13 protein-coding genes are annotated in these 18,315 nt (G+C 61.6%); 2 read left to right on the forward strand and 11 right to left on the reverse strand.

The features are described from left to right. Positions 1 to 108: 108 nt before the first annotated feature. Positions 109 to 1,548 (forward strand): cardiolipin synthase, encoded by a 1,440-nt coding sequence (gene cls, locus AC3WL2_RS02875; RefSeq protein WP_102683404.1) that lies wholly within the window; start codon positions 109 to 111, stop codon positions 1,546 to 1,548. A gap of 39 nt (positions 1,549 to 1,587) precedes the next feature. On the opposite strand, the gene cfaB is transcribed toward cls, so the two are convergent. Continuing rightward, a complete protein-coding gene (cfaB, locus tag AC3WL2_RS02880; protein ID WP_102683403.1) occupies positions 1,588 to 2,772 on the reverse strand; it encodes a C17 cyclopropane fatty acid synthase CfaB in 1,185 nt (394 codons plus the stop codon). Between the two features lie 215 nt (positions 2,773 to 2,987). Between cfaB and lpdA the strand changes: the two genes are divergently transcribed. Next, the gene (gene lpdA / locus AC3WL2_RS02885) at positions 2,988 to 4,388 is read left to right on the forward strand and encodes a dihydrolipoyl dehydrogenase (RefSeq protein WP_102683402.1); all 1,401 of its coding nucleotides are present in this window, start codon (positions 2,988 to 2,990) and stop codon (positions 4,386 to 4,388) included. A gap of 85 nt (positions 4,389 to 4,473) precedes the next feature. Here the strand turns inward: lpdA and hcnC are convergent, their stop codons facing one another. The 10 genes from hcnC to AC3WL2_RS02935 form a co-directional block, all read right to left on the reverse strand. Further along, positions 4,474 to 5,724 (reverse strand): cyanide-forming glycine dehydrogenase subunit HcnC, encoded by a 1,251-nt coding sequence (hcnC, locus tag AC3WL2_RS02890; RefSeq protein WP_102683401.1) that lies wholly within the window; start codon positions 5,722 to 5,724, stop codon positions 4,474 to 4,476. A gap of 2 nt (positions 5,725 to 5,726) precedes the next feature. Beyond that, the gene (hcnB, locus tag AC3WL2_RS02895; RefSeq protein WP_102683400.1) at positions 5,727 to 7,121 is read right to left on the reverse strand and encodes a cyanide-forming glycine dehydrogenase subunit HcnB; all 1,395 of its coding nucleotides are present in this window, start codon (positions 7,119 to 7,121) and stop codon (positions 5,727 to 5,729) included. After that, positions 7,118 to 7,426 carry a cyanide-forming glycine dehydrogenase subunit HcnA gene (gene hcnA, locus AC3WL2_RS02900; RefSeq protein ID WP_102683399.1) on the reverse strand — a complete coding sequence of 103 codons (309 nt, stop codon included), beginning with the start codon at positions 7,424 to 7,426 and terminating at the stop codon, positions 7,118 to 7,120. The genes hcnB and hcnA overlap by 4 nt, the downstream gene beginning before the upstream one ends. A 172-nt stretch (positions 7,427 to 7,598) precedes the next feature. Then, complete coding sequence (gene gntB, locus AC3WL2_RS02905; protein WP_102683398.1) at positions 7,599 to 8,585, reverse strand: guanitoxin biosynthesis L-arginine gamma (S) hydroxylase; 987 nt, start codon at positions 8,583 to 8,585, stop codon at positions 7,599 to 7,601. A gap of 130 nt (positions 8,586 to 8,715) precedes the next feature. Then, positions 8,716 to 9,837, reverse strand: a complete 1,122-nt coding sequence (locus AC3WL2_RS02910) for an aminotransferase class V-fold PLP-dependent enzyme (RefSeq protein WP_158247479.1) — start codon at positions 9,835 to 9,837, stop codon at positions 8,716 to 8,718. Further along, entirely contained in the window at positions 9,824 to 11,047 is a 1,224-nt protein-coding gene (locus AC3WL2_RS02915; protein ID WP_102683397.1) for an MFS transporter, read from the reverse strand. The genes AC3WL2_RS02910 and AC3WL2_RS02915 overlap by 14 nt, the downstream gene beginning before the upstream one ends. After that, entirely contained in the window at positions 11,044 to 12,348 is a 1,305-nt protein-coding gene (locus AC3WL2_RS02920) for an ATP-grasp domain-containing protein (protein ID WP_102683396.1), read from the reverse strand. The genes AC3WL2_RS02915 and AC3WL2_RS02920 overlap by 4 nt, the downstream gene beginning before the upstream one ends. Continuing rightward, positions 12,345 to 13,406 (reverse strand): threonine aldolase family protein, encoded by a 1,062-nt coding sequence (locus AC3WL2_RS02925; RefSeq protein ID WP_102683395.1) that lies wholly within the window; start codon positions 13,404 to 13,406, stop codon positions 12,345 to 12,347. The genes AC3WL2_RS02920 and AC3WL2_RS02925 overlap by 4 nt, the downstream gene beginning before the upstream one ends. A gap of 173 nt (positions 13,407 to 13,579) precedes the next feature. Then, positions 13,580 to 14,542 (reverse strand): proline dehydrogenase family protein, encoded by a 963-nt coding sequence (locus AC3WL2_RS02930; RefSeq protein ID WP_102683394.1) that lies wholly within the window; start codon positions 14,540 to 14,542, stop codon positions 13,580 to 13,582. 775 nt (positions 14,543 to 15,317) lie between these two features. Continuing rightward, entirely contained in the window at positions 15,318 to 18,299 is a 2,982-nt protein-coding gene (locus AC3WL2_RS02935) for an autotransporter domain-containing protein (RefSeq protein WP_256582484.1), read from the reverse strand. Positions 18,300 to 18,315 lie beyond the last annotated feature (16 nt).

Here is an 18,315-nt window from a genome sequence, read left to right on the forward strand (position 1 = left end):
CCGGCTCTGGCCGGACTGAGCCTTTAGACGCCGAATTCGCCTGCGGGTTGCAGTGGCCCCCTCGAACGTGGTCTGTTAGCAGCAGTGCTCTCGGCAAGCAGGATGCGTATGGATTACCACAGCCCCTACTTTTTCGGTTACGTGCTCGGTCTGATTCACCTGCTCGGCCTGACCGCCGCGCTCCATGCGGTGTTCACCGTACGCACCGCCCAAGGTGCGATTGCCTGGGCCATGTCGCTGCTGTTCATCCCCTACCTCACCCTCGTCCCCTACCTGGTATTCGGCGCACGCTCCTTCTATGCGTATATCCAGGCGCGGCGTCAGGCCAACCAGGAAATGCATGTGGCCATGGCCAACCTGAACTGGCGCCCATGGGTGGAGGAAGCACTGACCGCCCGGGAGTCGGGCGGCTATGCCGCCCTGCGCGCCATGCCCAGGCTCGGGCGCATGCCATGCCTGGCCAACAACGAAGTGAAACTGCTGATCGATGGCTCGGCCACGTTCGAGGCGATCTTTTCCGCCATCCGCATGGCGCGGGACACCGTGCTGGTGCAGTTCTTCATCATCCACGACGATGCCCTGGGCAAGGAGCTGCAGCAGCTATTGCTGCGCAAGGCCGCCGAAGGTGTACGGGTGTTCGTGCTCTACGACCGCGTCGGCAGTCACGCGCTGCCGGGCAGCTACAGCCAGGTGCTGCGTGACGGTGGCGTGCAGATCGAAGCGTTCGCCACACGGCGCGGCTGGTTCAACCGTTTCCAGGTCAACTTTCGCAACCATCGCAAGATCGTGGTGGTCGATGGCCTGCAAGGTTTTCTCGGCGGCCACAACGTGGGCGACGAATACCTCGGGGCACACCCCAAGCTCTCGCCGTGGCGCGATACCCACGTGCAGATAAGCGGCCCGGTGCTGGCCTGCCTGCAGGAGTCCTTCGCCGAGGACTGGTACTGGGCCACGCGCCAGCTCCCGCCGCTGATCCTGCCTGATGCCTACCCCGAGGATGGCGTGCTGTGCCAGGCACTGGCCAGCGGCCCGGCCGACCCCCAGGAAACCTGCGCGCTGTTCTTCCTAGAGGCGATTCACTCGGCAAGCAGCCGGGTATGGATCACCAGCCCCTACTTCATTCCCGACGAAGCCATCTTCGCCGCCCTGCGCCTGGCGGTACTGAGGGGCGTCGATGTGCGCATCCTGATTCCCTCACGCCCCGACCACCGCATCGTCTACGCCGCCTCCAGCCTGTTCGCCTTCGAAGCGGTTCGCGCCGGGGTGCGCATGTTCCGCTATCAACCGGGCTTCCTGCACCAGAAGGTGGTGCTGGTGGACGATGAGGTCAGTGCCATCGGCAGCGCCAACCTCGACAACCGGTCGTTCCGGCTGAATTTCGAGATCACCTTGCTCACAGTGGATCGCGCCTTTGCCGATCAGGTCGAGCACATGCTGGTGAATGATTTCGAGCAGGCCAGGGAGATCACCGCTGAAGACAGCCGCGACACCCATCGTCTGCAGCAGTTGGGGATGCGCATCGCACGCCTGATTTCACCAATCCTGTAGCGCGCAGCGGCGTGCCGGACAAGCACGCCGCTGTACAGGTCAGCGATACAGGTCCTCACGGGTCCATGGCAGGTCGTGGTGACCGTCGGCGTAAGGCTTCACTGCGAGAATCTGATGGAGGTTGATCCAGCCCTTGGTGAAGGCATAGGCACAACCGGCCAGGTACAGGCGCCAGATACGCAAGGTCTTCTCCGGCACCAGCGCGGCAGCACGATGCAACTGGTTCTCGAGGTTCTCGCTCCAGTGGTTCAGGGTTTTGGCGTAGTGCAGGCGCAGGCTCTCGATGTCGACCACCTCCAGACCCGCTTCGCAAATCCGTGCAGTGATCATCGAGATATGCGGCAGCTCGCCATGGGGGAACACATAACGGTCGATAAAGTCGCCCGCGCCGCGGCCGACGGGGCGGCCATCGACATGCTTGGCAGTGATGCCATGGTTCATCACCAGGCCACCTTCGCGCACCGCACCGAACAGCCGTTTGCAGTACAGCTCGAGATTGGCGTGGCCGACATGCTCGAACATGCCGACGCTGACCACCTTGTCGAAGCGGCCATCCTGGGGCAGGTCGCGGTAGTCGAGGATCTGCAGGTCGACCTTGTCAGCCAGGCCCTCCTCCTTCACCCGCTGGCGGCCCAGCTTCAGCTGCTCCTTGCTCAGGGTGATGCCGAACACCTTGGCGCCATACTCGCGAGCGGCGAATCGCGCCAACCCGCCCCAGCCACAACCGACATCCAGCAGGTAATCGCCAGCCTGCAGGCGCAGCTTGCGGCACAAGTGGTCGAACTTGTCCTGCTGAGCAGGGGCCAGGGCGTTGTCCGGCTCCTTGAAATAGGCACAGGAATAGACCATGTCCGGATCGAGCCACAATTGGTAGAACTCGTTGGACAGGTCGTAGTGATAGGAAATCGCTTCGGCATCGGTGGCCTTGTCATGAGCAGTGCGTGCCGGCACGGCCTCATCTTCATCCTGAAGCAAGGCATCGCTGAGTTCGTCGCAAACCCGGATGACTTCGCCTATATCGCCTTCCAGCTCCAGCTTGCCCTCGACGAAGGCCGATCCCAGCTCATTGAGGTTGGGATGGGTGAGCTGGGTAATGAGCTGGGGTTCCTTGACCACGATGGTGACTTGCGGGCTCGGCCCCAGATCGAACTGGTTGCCGTCCCACAGCTTGACGCGCAAAGGTAAGTGCAAGCTCTGCAACGCAGGTGGAAGTTGCGCAAGCATTCATGACCCTCCCTTTCGTTGATACGGGACGCCACGCCTTAATGTGTCGGACGTCACCGCATCAGGGTAGTTCATTCGTACGAAGTTTCCGGTAATCACGACCATAGTCTAGAACTATCTGGCGCAGCCTATTCAGCAGATTGTATACAATCCTTCCCGCTCAGATTAACCTTGTGCCCTCTTCGCTTCCTCACACTCTCGGAGTAACGAAACCCATGAAATCCTATGACGTGGTGATCATCGGCGGCGGCCCCGGCGGCTACAACGCAGCGATCCGCGCGGGCCAGCTGGGCCTGAGCGTGGCCTGTGTCGAGGGTCGCTCGACCTTGGGCGGCACCTGCCTGAATGTCGGTTGCATGCCTTCCAAGGCATTGCTGCACGCTTCCGAGTTGTATGAGGCAGCCAGTGGCGATGAGTTCGCCCATCTGGGGATCGAAGTCAAGCCGACCCTCAACCTGGGCCAGATGATGAAGCAGAAAGATGAAAGCGTGACGGGCCTGACCAAGGGCATCGAATACCTGTTCCGCAAGAACAAGGTCGACTGGGTCAAGGGCTGGGGCCGCCTGGACGGGGTTGGCAAGGTGATCGTCAAGGCCGAGGACGGCCGCGAAACCACCCTGCAGGCCAAGGACATCGTCATCGCCACCGGCTCGGAACCCACGCCGCTGCCTGGCGTGACCATCGACAACCAGCGCATCATCGACTCCACCGGTGCCCTGTCGCTGCCCCAGGTGCCCAAGCACCTGATCGTCATCGGCGCCGGGGTGATCGGCCTGGAGCTGGGTTCGGTATGGCGTCGCCTGGGTGCCGAAGTGACGGTGATCGAGTACCTGGACCGCATCTGCCCTGGCACCGACGAAGAAACCGCCAAGACCCTGCAGAAAGCCCTGGCCAAGCAAGGCATGGCCTTCAAGCTGGGCAGCAAGGTGACCCAGGCCACGGCCGCGGCCGACGGCGTCACACTGACCCTGGAACCCGCCGCCGGTGGTACCGCCGAAACCCTGCAGGCCGACTACGTGCTGGTAGCCATCGGCCGCCGTCCTTATACCCAGGGCCTGAACCTGGAAAGCGCAGGGCTGCAAACCGACAAGCGCGGCATGCTCGCCAACGACCATCACCGCAGCGCGGTGCCTGGCATCTGGGTGATCGGCGACGTCACCTCCGGACCGATGCTGGCACACAAGGCCGAGGACGAAGCGGTGTCGTGCATCGAGCGCATCGCTGGCAAGGCCCATGAGGTCAACTACAACCTCATCCCGGGCGTCATCTACACCCGCCCGGAGCTGGCCAGCGTCGGCAAGACCGAAGAGCAGCTCAAAGCCGAAGGGCGGGCCTACAAGGTCGGCAAGTTCCCCTTCACCGCCAACAGCCGCGCCAAGATCAACCATGAGACCGAGGGCTTCGCCAAAGTCATCGCCGATGCCGAGACCGATGAGGTGCTGGGCGTACACCTGGTCGGCCCAAGCGTGAGCGAGATGATCGGCGAGTTCTGCGTGGCTATGGAGTTCTCGGCCTCGGCCGAGGACATCGCCCTCACCTGCCACCCGCACCCGACCCGCTCCGAGGCCCTGCGCCAGGCGGCGATGAATGTGGAAGGGATGGCGATGCAGATCTGACCGGACCTTTCAGCACCGCCCGTGGGAGCGGGCTTGCCCCGCGATTGCGTCATGCCTGCCAACGCGATCGCGGGGCAAAGCCCACTTAGCCATGGGCCCGCTGTTTATCCCCAGCGCTGTGGAAGCGCGACGCCAGGAATGGCGTGATATCCAGCGGCAGCGCCTCATTGTGGACAACCTTGTCCAGCAGCACGCCAGTAATCGCCGAGGTCAGAATCCCGGTACGGAAATGTCCACAGGCGTTGAAATACCCTTGGACATTATCCACAGGCCCGAGAATCGGCAGCTCGTCCGGTGACCCAGGCCGCAAGCCAGCCCAGGTGCGCTTGAGGTTCACCTGCGCCAGCTGTGGCACACAGCGGATCGCCCCCTGCACCAACCCGTTGATCTCCGGGAAGGTATTGGTGACATCAAAGCCCTTCTCCTCGGTGGTACTGCCGATCAGGATCTCGCCGTTGTCCTTCTGTGCCATGTAGCAATCGCTGGTGGTGATGCAGCCATCGAGCAGCTTGGGCAGACGCTCGGTCAGCACGATCTGGCCTTTCACCGGCTTGACCGGAATGCTCTCCCCGGTGGCCCACTCGCTCAATTCCGCCGCCCAGGCGCCAGCGGCATTGATCAATGTGCCGCAATGGAACTCACCAGCCTCGGCGGTGCGCACGCCCTTGATCCGGGTGCCTTCATGCAGCACGCCGGTGATGTTCACGTTCGGGTACAGGTCGACGCCGTTCTGCCGCGCCGCCTCCATGAACGCATCACCCAGGCGGAACGGGCTGACCTGGTGATCGCAGAGAAACTCCAGCGCGCCATTGGCCTTGAGCGTTACCGCCGGCTCCGAAGCGCGCAGCGCGTCGCGGTCGAGCCAGCGCACCTGATCGGCCAGGTGCGGGATCTGCTTGACGATGTGCTCGGCGTACAACTGGTCTTCTTCATCCTGGATGATGTACTTGAGCCCTGTGCGCTCGAACTTGAAGTCCATGCCGTGGCGTTCGATCAGTTCCTGGTGCAGCTGTGGATAAATCGCGTTGGACTGCAAGGCGAAGTCGAAGAAGCATTCCGGCAGGATATGCGGTGTGCTCGAATCGACCACCACCGCCGCGCCGTTGGCCTCGCGCTTGCTGCGCGAGGACATCATGCGAAAAAAGATCACCCCGCAGCCCAGCCCCACCGATTCACCGATGGCCCACAGGCCGCCGGCCGAGGCGCGGGTGGCATTGCCCGGGCGCTTGCAGTCGATAAGGGCGATCTTCAGGTTGCTGCGCTTGGACAGCTGGTAGGCGCAGGACGCGCCGATCACTCCACCACCGGCGATGATGATGTCGTAGTGCTTGTTCATGTTCAGGCCTCCGTGCCGAGTTGTTCGAATGCGGAAAACGGGATCGGGTCCACCGGGAAGCGCGGGCGCAGCCAACCCACGTCCTTGCGTCCGGTGGCGCTGCGCAGACGGTCGCTGCAGTAACCGACGCACATTCGCCCCTGGCAGTCGCCCATGCTCACTCGTGTGCGCATCTTCAGGCTGGCCATGTCTTGAACGCCCTGCTCCAGGGCCAGATCGATCTGCTCGCGAGTCACGTGTTCGCAACGGCAGATCACCGTATCGGCCTGGGGTAGTTCGACTTGCGCTGCGCCGCGGGCGGTGTAGCGCTCCACCCCGGAACGGAAGCGCTTGATCGCCGCCAGCTTGCCCAGGTAGCGCTCACGGCACTCGATCGCCTGCTCGGCGTCGAGCTTGCCCATCTGCTGGAGCATCGAAACCGCGGCGATGCGCCCGGTCAACATGGCCGCCTCGCCGCCGCGGATCCCGGCCATGTCGCCCGCCAGGTGAATGTTCGGCTGGCTGCTTTGCTGCCACACGTTGCATTCGGCGCGCAGGTAGCCGTCCTCGCTGAAGCCATGGGCCAGGCCCAGTTGCTGGCTGAGCTGGGTACGTGGGATGAAGCCATAGCCCACAGCCAAGGTCCGTACCGACTCGCGCTGGACACGGGTCATGTCCGGCTGCCAGTCCTGGGTATAAGGTGCGACCTCGACTTCCTGCAGTTCGCCTTCCCCCGTGGCGCCCACCACGCCCCAGCCGTAATGCATGGGGATGCCGTTGAGCTTCATGTAGGCGAGCATGCTCAAGCCGTCGAGGAACAGCTGCGGCTTGTTCATCAGCGCCAGGCTTTCCTTGGCGATGCGGTTGAACGAGCAGGCCTCGTACACGCCCGCCACCTTGGCACCGGCAGCGTGCAGCTGGCACGCGACCAGCGGCAGCAAGGGCCCGGTACCGGCAATCAGGGTGCTGCCCAGCGGCTTGACCACACCGCTCTTGATCTGCAATTGCAAGCCACCGAGCAGGATCACGCCCGGCAAGGTCCAGCCGGGGAACGGCACGTTGCGCTCATGGCAACCGGCGGCCAGCAGCAGGTGGGAATAGTCGATCTCGTGCAGGCGCTCATCGCTATCGAGCACCATCAGCCGCTGGTCGTCCCCGCCCACCACGCGATGGTTCAGGCGCAGGTCGATGCGCTCGGCGCAGGCGGCAAAATCTTCGTGCAGGCGGGTCAGGGCCTTGGTGTAGCGCGGGCCCAGGTAGCCCAGGTCGACGCCAGCGCGCAACGGGCCACGATAGACCACGCCACCGGGGCGCGAGGCCTCATCGAACAGCAGGCAATCCACGCCATGTTCGGCCAGCTCGATGGCCGCCCCCATGCCGGCCGAGCCGCCACCGACGATCACAGGACGAAGGCTCATGGGCGAACCTCCTCTTGCACTCGGTTGACTTCAGTCTCGATGCTCATCCCCGGCTTGACCACAGTCTGACAAGCCCGACGCTTGGGTCGGCCGTCGATCTGCACCAGACAGCAGTGGCAGACCCCCATGCCGCAATAGGCACCGCTGAGCTGGCCATGATCGTTGCGCGCAACCTGGCGCAGCCCGACGGCATTCAAGACGCTCAGTACGGTTTCACCGGGTGCGGCAACCACCGGGGTACCGTTTAGATGAATCGTCAGGTCGGCGCCCGACAGTGGCTGAATATCGAGTTTCCTTTCCAGCATCAGCGTTTACCTCGTCGTCCTTGTTTAGGCAGGATCGTGAAGGTAAGGCAGATTCCGTCCGGAAAAGATGACCTATGCCATGACAACCACACAGCCAGGCACACACTCGATGAAAGGCGAATCAAGCAAGTGGCCGATACGTTCCAGATTGGAACGTATCGGCCCTGCCGGGTCACTCGGCGGTCATTACCGCGCTGATCTTACCGCTTCTATAGGCATCGAAGATCTGGGCAAGGCTGGATCTGGCTTCGCCTTTGGCGGTGAAGATTCCGCCACAACCACGGTTCGCCTCTGCGTAGCTGGGATCGTCCATCAGTACCAGGTGCGCCTTCTTGAGGTTCCAGAAGGGCACGCCGGCAAAAAGGTGGTGCGTAAGGTGATAGTTGTCGCCATGCATGCCAATGAACACGCGCTCGATGAGGCTGGGGAAGCGATTGCGGGTCAACTTCACTTCATCCTTGTATACCCCGAACATACCGAAGTGCTCGGATATCTCGGAAAGCCAGCCGATCACCTGAAACGCGGTGAAGTACGGCACAAGCCAGAACAGCAGGTAACCCCAGGGCCCCACCGAGTACCAGAACAGGGCCAGGATCACCAGGTGCACGGCCAGCAGTTTGAGGCCCTGCATGGGCTTGGCCACGACATCACCAGCGCGGTTTTTCACCAGGTAGACGAAATAATGCGAGGTGTTGGTCAGCGTGATGCTCTTGAGCAGGTGACGCAGGAGAAAGTCGAGCCGATCACTCGCGGCATACAGACCGGAGTCGATGTAGTACCTGTGGTCGGGATCGGCGTGCTGGTCCCCCAGGTGATGATGATGCAGTTGCACGTGGGAGCGGCGATACGCTTCGTAGTTCTGGAAGATCGGGTAGGCAAGCAAGTATTCGCCGATCAGCCGGCAGAGCACTTTGTGGCTCATCAAGGTCATGTGCGCCGCTTCGTGCAACAACGAAGCGAGCGCGCGCTGACGTGAGCCGATCATCAGTACGGTCAGCGGATAGAAATACGGGCTTTGCAGGCTCAGGTACACCGCGAGCGCGATGACGGCCACATCCAGAGAAAGGCCAAGCGCCCAGTGCCAGTTGTCCTTCTCGTATAAAGGACGCAAGCGCTCCTTGATTTCAGCGGACGGTTTGAATCGGTTCACATCGTTCATCGAAAGTCCCTGTTCGTTAAGTCGAGGCGATGGAAGGCCCTTGCTCCTGGCGCCAGCCGATGCCGAGGCGCAGATAGGGCCCAGTTGCAGGTGACAGCCATCGAGGGCGGTGTCACTCACGCCACAGTCGTTACTGGTGAATGTTTCGCAGCAAGTGCACGAACTGTTCGGCCTGTGAAACGGTGCTGGCGGACCCCAGCGAAACACGCACGAAACGCGGGCCCCCACGGTCACTCATGAAGTACGGCGTGTGAACGGCATAACCTGCCCAACAGTTGATGCCATTGAAGCGAAGCCTGCTGACCACCTCAGGTGCAGGAACCCCTGCATGGAAAAACGACACGATCCCTCGCTGACGCGCCCCAGGAGCGATCAGGCGCAGCTGCGCATTGCCCTCGAGCGCCTGCACCAGGAACCGGTAAGCCGCGCAATCATCGACATAGCCCCCCGCCAGCCGCTCCAGCACAGCGATGTTCAACCCGATAAACGCGGCGCTGTTGCGTTCCGCATACTCGAAGCAGCGCGCATCGCGCTGATCCAGGCTTACACCATTGGCAACGCTGAAGGTCGCCCGATGCAGATCGGTGAACCTCGGCTTTGCAACGGCCCGAAACGCCTCGGACAAGTAAGCGAATCCGGTGCCTCTGGGGCCACAGAGAAACTTGCGCCCGGCAGCTGTCAGCACATCGCAGCCGATGGCCTGGACATCGATCGGCAACATCCCCAGCGACTGGCAGGCGTCGACGAAAAAGACGCAAGGGTGGCCCCGCAGCAGCCTCCCGACCGCCTCCACATCATTGACGATGCCGCAGCAAGACGGCACGTGGACGATCGAGACGAGCTTGACGTCATCGCGCAGATGCTCGGCCAGCCAGGCCAGATCGAGGTCGCCGTTTTCCAGCAAGGGGATGACATCGACCGCCACCCCATGGCGCTGGCGCAAGTGCTCGAGAGCGATGAGATTGCCCGCATACTCGTAGGGCGTTACCAGGACACGGTCACCGACGTGCCAATCCAGTGCGTCGAGCGCCGTCACCCAGGCCTTCGTCGCGCTGTCGAACAGCGCGATGTCGCCGGGCTGCGCCCCGATGAGGCGGGCGATGTTGTGGTAGAGCTCATTGTCCAACACTTGCGCACTGGCCAGCTCGGCCTCGTAACCACCTTGATCCCGTTCGCGTTGCAGAAACCCCTGCATTGCCTCCAACGCGTGCGCCGACAATAGCCCCGCGCCGGCGGTATTAAAGTGAATCATGCGCACCCTCCTTGGCCTTGCAACCCATGTAGTAGAAACCCGTCGCCAGTACCACACACAGGCACAGCACATAGAACATGACCTGTGGCTGGTACAGCGAAAGCGCCAGCCCGCAGAGCACCGGCCCCAGCGCAGCCCCCAGGTTCGACAGGTTTTGCGCGCCGTAGTAGATGCCGCGCAGATGCGCAGGAGCGATGTAGTCGATGAACAGGTATTCGGTGGGGATGATGATGATTTCGCCCACCGTGAACACGATCATCGCGATCACCCAAACCGGCACTTGCTCGGCGACGCTGAAGCCGACCAATCCCACCAGGAAAAACAGCATTCCCAGGCACAGCATGCGAAAAAGATTGCCCTGGTTGATCCGCGAGCCCACCAGGTACTGCAGGCCAATGACCACGCAGGCATTGGTGGTGACCAGGTAGTTGATGACCTGATAGGTGTGCTCCGGGCTGCTGGTGACCAGCAGGTATTGGGACAGGTAGGCGGAGAACTGGCCGAACACGATCACGCTGAGCAGGCCACCCAAGGTGAAGCACACCAGGCGATAGTCTTTGAAGAGATACCCGAGCACCTTGAAGAACCCCTGCTCGGCCGGGGCATTGGCAACGGGTGTGGATAACTTTTCGCCCAGCAAGGCATACGCCAGCACGAACACCGCTCCCACCAGTCCGGCAGCCGCGAAAGGTACCCCAGGGCTTACCTTGGCAAGCATGACCCCAAGGAATGGCCCTGCGGCAAAGCCGATATTGGTGAGTGTGTACTTGACCGAGAACACCGCGCCTCTTCGCTGCGCGACCACCAGTGTGCCGATGCAGGCTTTGACGGCGATATCGATGACTGCATAGGCGAGGTTCACCACCACGATCGCCAGGAAGAACACGCCGAGCATGGTGGTATGAAAGGCAGCGCCAAACGCCAGGGCGAACAGACTTCCGGCCACCAGGAGAATCCGATAACTGGAAAACCGGTCGACCAGGAAACCACCGTACAGGCTGAGAAGGGAGCTCGCCATCAACGCCCCTCCCAGCGCCAACCCGACATCAGCCACCCCCAGGCCGAAGCGCTCCGCGCAATAGACCACCAGATAAGGCAGGGTCATTGCCCGCGCCAGGGTGAGGATGAAGGTGGCCGACAGCAGCAGCATCACAGGCGGGGTGTACAGCCTGCCCTCGGCCAGCGTCAGCTCGGCAGCGCCCTGCTTCATGCCAGCATGCCCTGATAGATGGCCGGTTCGGCCTCTCGCAACAGCTGGATGCTGTCCTGAATCGAAGAGCGGTCCTTGTCCAGGATGAATACATGCCCTGGAGAGTTCTCCAGCGAATTCGTCTCGCTGAGCACGCCCTCATGCTGGATCTTGATGCTGTGCAACCCAGGGATGTGCTTCCACACCGAAATATCTGGGCGCTGCCTGATGGTTCCGCTGGCACGGGCAATGAGGAAGACACAGCTGGAGTGGAAGTAAAGTTTCTTCCTGGGTTGGGCCCGGTACTCCAGGAAGCCTTGTGGATTGATCAGCGACTCCACCCAGAGATTGAGCTGGTTGTGCCCCAGGGCCCGGGTATAGGCCGACAGGTCGATCCCCCCTGGCATCCGGGCGGCAGTCTCGAGCAAAACCGGCTCGTCGTTGACGATCATCAGTTCGCTGTGCCCGACCCCTTGCTGGATACCCAAGGCATCCAGCACCGAGAAGACATACTCGGACAACCGGCGGTACACGTCCTGATTGTCGACCGGGCACATCAGTTGGTTGTAGTCATGCACGGGCGCGGCACCGATGCGGGTGCGGTACACGCGAATGATCTCACTGACGAAATGCTGGCCGTCCACGCTGACCGTGTTGACGCAGTATTCGATATCGACGTCCCTACCCTTGTCCGACTTCAGTTCGGAGAAGAAATCGGAGTTGTCCAGATACTGCTGCACCAAAACCTGTTCGTTTTGCGCCAGGAAAATGTTGCGACTGGACTTGATGGTCGCGAAGGCGTGAGCCACCTCGGCAGAATCGGTACAGATGTGGATGTTGTCGGAACCCGCACTGTTGATGGGTTTCAATACAACCGGGAAGAGATCCTGCTGTTCGATCCATGCCTGGATCTCGGCCAACTCCGCCGAACGGAAATGCTTGATGGAACGCACCCCCGCCCCCTTGAGGGCTTCGTGCATTTCATACTTGTTTCTCCAGCGAATCGCGTGCGCGGGATCGTTGTGCCGCGCGACATTGAAATGCGCCGCCAGATGAGCCGCCAGCTCGACGCCGAACTCGCACCCTGCGAGGACGAACTGCACCTTGTACTGGCTCAGCGCTTCATCGAGCGTGGCGTCGGTCTGGTAATGCAGATCGGCGATGAAGTCCGTTGCCCGGAACCATGACTCGTAGAACGCGTTGACGTTGTCGGTCGAACGCACATGAATGCACTCGTAGCCGCGTGAAATGAATGCCGGGGCGATCAGGCTGCCGATGGAATAGGCATCCACCACCAGCACCACGTTCTTCTTGTAGATCATTTCACGGCCTCCTTGGCATGGGCGAGTTCACCTACCTGGGTCTTGATCAGCTCTGCGGCCTTGATGATCTGTGCCCGATCGATATTGATGTGGGGAACCAGGCGGATTTCCTTGTCGTTGTAGGGGAGTGCCCCCACGCCACGATCCTTGAGCAGCTCGGCAAACCGCATCGGCGTGACCCCAAGGCGGGAAATGTCGAGGGTGACCATGTTGGTCCCTTTGTAACCCGAGCGCGCTTCTTCAACTTCGGCGAACTGGGCATGCAACAGCGCCGCGTGCTCGTGGTCCTCGGCCAGGCGCTCGATGTTGTTGCGCATGGCATAAAGGCCTGCCGCAGCCATCATTCCACTCTGGTGCTGATCGCCGCCGAACCACTTGCGGTACTTCTTGGCCTGCTGGATAAGCTCACGCGAACCCATCATGATCGATCCGACCGGAGCACCGAGGCCTTTGGAAAGGCACATGGACAGCAGGTCGGCATTGTCGGTGTACGACGTCACATCGATACCGGTAGCAATTGACGCATGCAGGATGCGCGCGCCATCCAGGTAGCGGTACGCGCCGATACGCTGGGCATAGGCAAACACCTGGTTCATCTGCTCGAGCGGAAAGATGCCGCCGCCTTTGCAACCCAGGGTGTTTTCCACCACAACGACACGAGGCGTCGCATAATTCTGGCTCCAACGGCATTTGGAGGCATGGAGTCGCTCCAGGTCCGCTACATCGAACAAGCCATCGTCATGCTGGGTCAGGGAAAAGTTCACCCCGGAGAAGGCCGAAGTCGAAGCGGATTCATAGAAGTTAATGTGATAGGACGCATCCAGGAAGATCTCGTCGCCCGGCCGCGTCATGGCCTTGATCGCCAATTGATTGCTCAACGTGCCACCGGTGGTAAACAGCGCGGCTTCCTTCTGGAAGTAGTCCGCACAATACCTTTCCAGCGCGCTGACACTGGGGTCTTCTCCAAAGCAATCATCACCGACCTCGGCCTCGTAGATTGCCTTGCGCATACCCTCTGTGGGCTTTGTTACAGTATCGCTTCTGAGGTCAATGAACATGTCTACTCCCTGATATTGTCATGTGAAAGGCATGCCTTTTAGTTCACACGGAGCACCGCGTGAAACTTTCACGTTTATTGTCAAAACATTGCCGCTCAAGCGCGAAGCAACGAAGGGAAACCAACGTTAGCTGAAACGTAGGCAGGTCAACGGATATATAACCGCTGGGTGGTTTAGTAATCGGCGCCAAATACAACGCGGGAAGGGTCGCTAAAATCGGCCAGCGCCCCCAGGATCTCGATTGGCGACTCCGCCAGGCGGTGCAAGAAGTGCAGGTACCAACTACCGCCGTACACCGCATAGATACGGCAAGGCACTCCGGTCTCCCTGGCCCGGCGTAGCACTGCCGGTTGCACACCATGCAGCATCTCCAGTTCCAGGTTCGCGGCATGCCGTAGCTCAGCCAGAATCCGCGGAATCAGCGCCGGGTCCTGAGTGGCGCAACTGACGGGCACACCCGCGTCCAGCACCCTGCGCAGCAGGTGCAGGTAGCGTTCATCCAGCGCGTCGCCACGTGGCAGTGCCACTTCCAATGGTTCGTTGTAAACACCCTTGACCAACCTGATCTTGCGTCCGTAACCAAGGACCTTCGGCAGGTCGTCGAGGGTGCGGTGCAAATAGGCCTGGAGGGTCACGCCAACGTTTGCGTGGGCAGGCGCCAATTCGCCGTATACCTCAAGGATGCTATCCACCGCCGAGGCGTGTTCCATGCTGATCATGACCGGCAGATCATGCTCCGCCGCAGCGGCAATGATGATGGAGGCATTCTTGTAGGCCATCTCCTGGGAGACCGCCAGGCCAACGGCACTGAGGTCGAAGCTCAGTTGGGGCTTGAGCCCCGCTTCGGCAAATGGCTGGATCGATGCAAGGTATTCATCGACGAAACGCTGTACCACCGCCGGGTCGGCATTCTCCTCGCCCACGTACTCGACGCTCAGCGCATAGCCCTTGCCGTTGAGCAGTTGCAATTTGGGCAGCAGGGCTTCCCGGTTCGCCGCAAGAAAATAGCGTTGCGCGGCAGGCTCGAACAACTTGAAGAACAAGGCGTCCTCACTGAACGCCTCCCTGCACGCTTTGTTCATGGCCAGTTTCTTCAGGGCGGCGGCAGCCAGGGTAGACGTTTCCTGGGAAACCATCAGTCTCTCTCCTTGAGCAGGGCAACGGCGTACGTCTCTTGTACGGCCACTCGACAATAGGCAACAACGGCTGAATCGATCAGCTGCAAAATCCTAAGCAGGCACTGTTTACATTGTCCAGCGCTGCCCCCCCGACGCGGTAGCCAGGTAGACCCTACAAATAGATGTTTACCGTTTTGCTACGCCACGCTGGCCGGCTATCGAATAACGACACCAGCCTGTAGCCAACTGAATGGGCATAAGTGCGTGCTTTCTGGAAAAGGCCATCACATCGCCATCTGTGGAAAGTAAACAAAAAACTCAACAGATCAGTTAGTTGAACAATAGTTCAGGTACGGCGGCGGCTGCACTATTTCATGCAGCAGGTGATAACCACAACGGTAAATTTATCGAATGGTGGGTCGTTTTATAAGTGGTATTGATCACACCAAGTTGATGAGGGTGATGGACAACCATTCAAATGAGGGGCAGTTATCTGCTGGGTTTTGTCCAGAACGCCTTGTCTTTTATCGCGAGTGGCGATAACAGATCAAAGCAAAAAAGACTGTTTAGAGAACCTGGAAGCATGGTTATCCAATTAATCGAACTGTGTGGTCCAATTGTAAAGGCCATGACACGGCACTTTTTGCTTCAGGTCATAAGGATATTACTCAATAAAAAGCCCCTGCACATTAACGTCGCAGGGGCTGAGCACCGTTGAATTCAGAGCATTGAACCTGTCGCGCAAGGGTTCAGCATTTTGCGCTCTGCAGTCTCTCCCAGGGTAAACGGGGCGTCAGAACGCCCAATCCAGGGTCAGGCCGACCCCATGGCTCTTGTCGCGACTACCCAGCAGTCCGTTGTAGTCCAGGTTGACCCGGGCCTGGCGACTCAGGGCAATCCCTACCCGTGCACCGACCACTGCCGCATCACGATCCAGTGACAGAGCCTGAACCTTGTAAGTATCGCCCTGGCCCGCGAACGCCAGGTGCTGGTCGGCCCCGGTAGAACTCAGGTTGTGCTGCCAGCCCAGAGTGGCGGCAAGCTCAACCGCCTGGCCGCTGGACAACTGCAATTGCTTGCCGGCCCGCATGCCCAAGGTCGAGAGCCAGGCATCGCGGTTATCCTGCCCCCCCTTGAGCGCGGCAGCGCCGCCATGCTCCCTGAAGCTGTCGCTGGCGATATGCACGTAGGCCAGATTGGCGAACGGCTCCAGCGCCACGCTCGGCAGTTCGACCTTCCAGGCCGCCTCGCCGAACACCTGGGTGCTCTGGGCATCACGCTTGCTCTTCTGGCGATCGCTGACCTCGTTGTACTGCAGTTCGCGCTTGGTCTCGATACGGTGCCAGCTGTGGCTGGCGCCCACGCTCAGGCGCAGCTGCTCCAGTTCCTTGCCGGCATAGGCGCCCAAGTGGTAGCTGTCGACGCTGGCCGAGGAATGACGGCCATCGCCCATGCTCAGCGAGCTGTCGCTGTAGCCGGTGAAGACGCCGACACGGGTGTCCTCACTCATCTGCCCGTCGATCCCCAGCAGCATGCCGCCAATCGAACTGCTATAGCGCGCATGTCCGGAATCACCGTCGGCCTTGCCCCAGGCGCCGAGGGCCTTGACCCACAGGCCGTTGTCCTGGCCTTCCACACCCTGTAGCCGGGTACGCTCGCCCATGGCGTCGCGCAACTGGCGACTGTCGTTGAGCAGCAAGTTACCCACCGCCGGGTGGATTTCGCCGGATAGCTGATCGAATGCCTGCTGGGCGCTGACGGCATCGGCCGACAACAGCAGGCTCTCGTAGACCGGGTTGCCCGCACCGAGCCGATCGGCCGCCGCGGCCACCGAACGCTGGTTGGCGGTCAGGCCGACACTGGCGAACGAGGTGGCATTACGCTGCACCGCCAGCCGCACCCCACTGCCGGTGTACGCCAAGCCACCACCGAGGAACAACGCGTTGGACTGCACTTGGGCAAAACTGCCTTGCACGCCGCCTGCGGCATCGAGGATGTCGAACTGCCGCCCCACCAGGCTGCTGGCCTGCTGGGACTGCAGCGAAACGCCTGGGTTCTGCAGGTCCAGGGCCAGGTTCGCGCCACCCACAGCTATCTGGCCATCGCTGACCAGGCGGTCGCTGCCGGTGCTGTCCACCTCCACCGCATAGGTCGAGCCCGGCTGGAAGGTCACGTCGGAAGCCACGCGCAAGGTACCGATGGAGTTACCGGGCGCCACCACGCCGCCGCGGTTGACCACCAGCGCACCGATCCTGCCATTGCCGCCCAGCACGCCACCGTCGTTGACCGTCACGGTCGACTGCAGCGAACCATTGACCGCCAGCCGTCCCTGGTTGACCAGCGTCGGCCCGGCGTAGGTGTTGTTACCGCTGAGCACCAGGGTGCCGATGCCCTGCTTGGTCAGGCCGCCATGCCCGGAGATGTCGTTGCTCCACAGGTCCAGCACGCAACTCAGGTCGGTGCAGCGCCTTTCAGTAGGCCTGCCGGCATCCACCAGGGCGCCGACACCCGGCAGGTCAGCGACGAACTGGGTTGGGCCGTAGCCGCCAGCGATACGCAACTCCTCGGGAATGTCCTGCTCGGTAACCAGCATGCCGGGGCCGCGGATCCCCTTGTCCAGGTTGATCATGCCCCAGCCGTACAGGGCATCGATACCGGGCGCGCCCATGTCGGTTGCGGTGGTGCGCAGCACGCTGGCGATCTGCGCGCCGCTCATGTAGGGGAAACGCTCCATCAGCACCGCCGCTGCGCCAGCGGCATGAGGCGCGGCCATGGAGGTACCGTTCTTGTTGGCGTAACCCTGAGTCAGGTCCTCCAGGCTGGTACCGCCAATCACCGCGCTGTAGATGCGGGTGCCGGGGGCCGATACGCAGAAGCTTGCGGTATAGCCGCAGCGCGAAGAGAACGTGCTGATCACGTACGGGTTGGCGCTGCTGGTGTCGGGGTTCTGCTGCAACGCCGCCACGGTCATCCAGTTGGGGGCGATCTCCGGTACGAAATAGCCCAACCCGGCAATCGCATCGGGATTGTTCAGGTTGTAGTCGTTGCCGGCGGCGAAGATGGTCAGCACCCCGCTACGGGCGGCGGCGATGGCGCCGTCATAGGCGCCGCCAGGCAAGGTGCCCAGAAGCGGCTGGATCTGCGCGAACTGCGCCCGGGCATCATCCACCGTGAAATGCGGGAAGTCCGGATTACGCCCGCCCTTGGCGAAGCGATCGGTGATGCCGATGCCCCAGCTGTTGTTGATGATCCGCGCGCCGCTGGCCACCAGGCTGTCCCAGCCGGCCTTGTACACCGCGCCATCGTTGCCCAGGACAATGCCATCCTCGGGGCCGGGGTCGCCGTTGTCGGCGCTGATGATCTGCGCATTGAAGGCCACGCCATGCATCTCCACGCCATCACGGTTGCCGGCGGCGATCCCGCCGACGTGGGTGCCATGGGAGCCGAGCTTGCCATCCGAACCTACCGACGGGCTGCCGTCGTAGCGGAAGGCATCACCGGCCTTTACCGGGATGTAGGGGTCGGTGTACTGGCGGATGCCGCTGGTGACCAGGGTCACGATCTTGTCCTTGCCGGCGAACTCGGGGTGCGGGGCATACACCGGCTGGTCGAAGATTCCCAGCTTCACCCCCTTGCCGCTGTAGCCGGCGGCATAGGCGCTGTCGGCATGGATCGCCCCCAGCCCCCATTCGGCCTTGAATTCGCTGCTGCGCCAGCTGCTGGCGTCGCCCAGCCGGCCACTCTCCACATAGGGCGCGGCCTGGGCCGTGCCCATCAATGCCGCCCAGCCC

Source organism: Pseudomonas sp. FW305-96, assembly GCF_058783825.1.

What these genes read in the sequence shown, in the direction of transcription:
- AC3WL2_RS02930 (WP_102683394.1), bottom strand. Translation starts at nt 14,542, where the DNA reads ATGGTTTCCCAGGAAACGTCTACCCTGGCTGCCGCCGCCCTGAAGAAA.
- cls (WP_102683404.1), top strand. Translation starts at nt 109, where the DNA reads ATGGATTACCACAGCCCCTACTTTTTCGGTTACGTGCTCGGTCTGATT.
- hcnB (WP_102683400.1), bottom strand. Translation starts at nt 7,121, where the DNA reads ATGAGCCTTCGTCCTGTGATCGTCGGTGGCGGCTCGGCCGGCATGGGG.
- hcnA (WP_102683399.1), bottom strand. Translation starts at nt 7,426, where the DNA reads ATGCTGGAAAGGAAACTCGATATTCAGCCACTGTCGGGCGCCGACCTG.
- AC3WL2_RS02920 (WP_102683396.1), bottom strand. Translation starts at nt 12,348, where the DNA reads ATGATCTACAAGAAGAACGTGGTGCTGGTGGTGGATGCCTATTCCATC.
- cfaB (WP_102683403.1), bottom strand. Translation starts at nt 2,772, where the DNA reads ATGCTTGCGCAACTTCCACCTGCGTTGCAGAGCTTGCACTTACCTTTG.
- AC3WL2_RS02915 (WP_102683397.1), bottom strand. Translation starts at nt 11,047, where the DNA reads ATGAAGCAGGGCGCTGCCGAGCTGACGCTGGCCGAGGGCAGGCTGTAC.
- hcnC (WP_102683401.1), bottom strand. Translation starts at nt 5,724, where the DNA reads ATGAACAAGCACTACGACATCATCATCGCCGGTGGTGGAGTGATCGGC.
- AC3WL2_RS02910 (WP_158247479.1), bottom strand. Translation starts at nt 9,837, where the DNA reads ATGATTCACTTTAATACCGCCGGCGCGGGGCTATTGTCGGCGCACGCG.
- gntB (WP_102683398.1), bottom strand. Translation starts at nt 8,585, where the DNA reads ATGAACGATGTGAACCGATTCAAACCGTCCGCTGAAATCAAGGAGCGC.
- lpdA (WP_102683402.1), top strand. Translation starts at nt 2,988, where the DNA reads ATGAAATCCTATGACGTGGTGATCATCGGCGGCGGCCCCGGCGGCTAC.
- AC3WL2_RS02935 (WP_256582484.1), bottom strand. Translation starts at nt 18,299, where the DNA reads ATGGGCACGGCCCAGGCCGCGCCCTATGTGGAGAGTGGCCGGCTGGGC.
- AC3WL2_RS02925 (WP_102683395.1), bottom strand. Translation starts at nt 13,406, where the DNA reads ATGTTCATTGACCTCAGAAGCGATACTGTAACAAAGCCCACAGAGGGT.